At 43.5% G+C, this 2746-nt stretch carries 3 protein-coding genes; all 3 read left to right on the top strand.

Annotated features, from left to right (window positions below; genetic code table 11):
- Positions 1-727, top strand: a 727-nt coding sequence (locus AC1DWN_RS31780) for a phytanoyl-CoA dioxygenase family protein (RefSeq protein ID WP_477562846.1), incomplete at its 5' end; no start/stop codon positions are given.
- A gap of 134 nt (positions 728-861) precedes the next feature.
- Positions 862-1848: a carbohydrate ABC transporter permease gene (locus AC1DWN_RS31775; protein WP_477562845.1), complete on the top strand. Its 987-nt coding sequence runs from the start codon at positions 862-864 to the stop codon at positions 1846-1848.
- A complete protein-coding gene (locus tag AC1DWN_RS31770) occupies positions 1845-2744 on the top strand; it encodes a carbohydrate ABC transporter permease (protein WP_477562844.1) in 900 nt (299 codons plus the stop codon). The genes AC1DWN_RS31775 and AC1DWN_RS31770 overlap by 4 nt, the downstream gene beginning before the upstream one ends.
- Positions 2745-2746 lie beyond the last annotated feature (2 nt).

Below are 2746 nucleotides of genomic sequence, written 5' to 3'. Positions count from 1 at the left end.
GGGTTATATTATTATCCCTAATGTGCTCTCTAAAGAAGAAGTGGAGGAATGTCTCGAAGCCTCTATCCGTGTGCATCAAGCAGCAGGCACAGCAGGCTGGGCGCAGGTTGGCCGCGCTTACGAGACAGAGCCTGTGCTGGAGCGATTAATCGATCATCCCGCTGTTCTGCCGAAGGTTCGAGGCTTGTATGGCGATCGATTTATTATGCAGTCCAGCTGGAATACGAAGCAGCCAGCTTTCGGGGATGTTGGGGGCTGRCATCAGGATGGCTCTGGAGCCTATGATTTTAAGTTGTTAGGCTACCCGATCCCGTTAATTCAGCTTCGTGCGTCTTATTTGCTGACGGATCAATTAGTGCCTCGTACAGGCAATATGGAAATGGTACCTGGAAGCCATCACAGCTTGGCTTCGTTGCCTTCAGAATATCACACTAATAAAACTAGCCCGCCGAACAGCCATATTATTTGCGCTCCGGCAGGCTCGGTGCTTCTTTTCCATAATGCGGTATGGCATCGCACCTATGCACATGATGGAGATTATGATCGGTATACGGCTCACTATATTTATAGTCCTCCTTGGGTCGTTCCATCAGATCGTTTTGAGAATAGCAGCGAGTTTCTTGCGCGTACGACTCCGCTTCGCCGGGCGTTGATGGGTGAATTTGAACGACCTGAAAGTCCTTACGGTTTAGGCTATCAGACTCCGCCATTTGATACATTGAGATAATGATTGACAGTTTAGAATATGTAATATTATATTCAATATAATAAATGATTGAGGGGGAGAATATTCTTCCTTAATCATTTATTATTAACACTTAGTTGAATACGCTTTCAAAATTGAAAGAGAGGAGAACACATTTGAAAAACAATATACCAACAACTACTGACGCTTCTGCTTTTCGTCGTACACCAATTGCCCTCTTCAAGAGAACAAAGATTTATAAGCGGCATAGGGATGCTGTCATAGCAACCATTATATTAGGTCCTATGGTTATATGGTGGCTTATCATTTCAGGATTTCCTACGCTATTTGGCTTCTTCTTAGGATTTTTCGAATGGGTAGGCGTCACGAATTCTCCCAAATTTATCGGCTTCAAAAACTATGAGCGATTCTTTAATGATCCAGTCTATTATATGGCTCTATGGAGAGCCATTTGGATTGGATTGCTGGTCACTGGATTGACGATCATCGTTGGATTTTTAGTAGCACTCCTCATGAATTTACCTCTCAAGGGCAAAGGCCTATATCGCACAATGTGGTACATCCCTGTAGTAACCTCTGTTGTCGCAACCACTCAAATTTTTAATATCTTTCTTGATTCGAATAATGGCGTCATTAATAACTTTTTGAAAAGCATGGGCATGGACCCTGTTTTATGGCAGTATTCTGTAGGCTGGGGTGTATTTTGGATCGTGGTTTATTCTCTATGGAAGGGTATAGGGGGAACGGCCTTAATATGGCTGGCAGGTCTGCAGTCCGTAGATCCAGTGCTTTATGAAGCAGCTGATATTGATGGAGCTAATCGTATCCAGAAGTTCTGGAATGTGACCATTCCAGGCATTAAGTCGATAGCTACATTTGTCATTATTACAGGATTGATTGGTGCTGTTCAAATATACGAACAGGTTATCTTTATTACAGGCGGCGGTCCATATGGACAAACAGAGGTGCTGGTATATCGTATTTTGCGTGACGGCTTCTTTGATTTCAATTTAGGCATGGCAGGCGCGTCATCTGTTATGCTCGCTGCTGTCGTCTTTGTCTTCACAGTACTATACTTCCGCTATGCAACTGAGAATGAACGTCGAGAACGGAAGAAGTCGAAGGGAGTGAAGATGCTATGAGTACACGTATAAAACCGATTAATCTACTAGGCCATTTTATCTTGCTATTTGGCGGATTAATACTTATGTACCCGATCCTATTTATGGTTCTTACTGGGTTTATGTCTACTGAGGAATATGCCAAAACGCAAATGGGATTTTTTCCATTAGCTCAGGAGCCGACATTTGAGAACTTTGCCAAGCTCTTCGGTGGTGCTGGAGATAAGTTGGTCCAAACGTATTTTCTGAATTCTGTGCTGCGCACTTCTTATGGATTAGTGTGGGCTGTATTTACATCGTTTTTAGGCGGCTATGTATTTGCACGATTACGGTTTAAAGGAAGAGACACTCTATTTCTAGTGCTGCTTGCAACTCAAATGGTTCCGCCGGTTGTCGCTATTATTCCGACATTTATTGAGTTTGCACGCTGGCCATTTGCAGGCGGCAACAACATTTTTAATGGCGGAAATGGTATTTTGGACAGCTGGTGGGTGTACCTCATAGGAGCTCCGGCTATTAATATTATGGGGGCATTTCTATGCAAACAATCGCTTGAAAAGGTGCCATTTGAGCTGGATGAGGCTGCGAAAATTGATGGAGCAGGGACATTCCGAATTATATTCCAGATCTTAATGCCGCTCCAAATTCCTATTCTCGCTTTTATTGCGATTACAACCTCGCAAGCGATATGGAATGATTGGCAGACGCCATTCTTCTTTACAACAAGTGATAATTTGCAGACACTTCCGGCTGCAATCTCACGGTTATCCTCGTTGGCGGCTAACCCTTTGGGCCTTCCGGATTATCCGTTAATGATTACGCTCGGCCTTGGAATTACGATTCCGATGCTGCTTATTTTCTTCGTATTTCAGCGCTATATTGTACAAGGCTTGGCTAATACCGGAATAAAGGGATAACA

Source organism: Paenibacillus sp. P4_A7, assembly GCF_056402455.1.
Note: the sequence above shows the minus strand (reverse complement) of the source record. Positions and strands in the feature narration are given on the sequence as shown.

Excerpts from the sequence above, each read along its gene's own strand:
- AC1DWN_RS31770 (WP_477562844.1), top strand. The coding sequence starts at position 1,845 with ATGAGTACACGTATAAAACCGATTAATCTACTAGGCCATTTTATCTTG.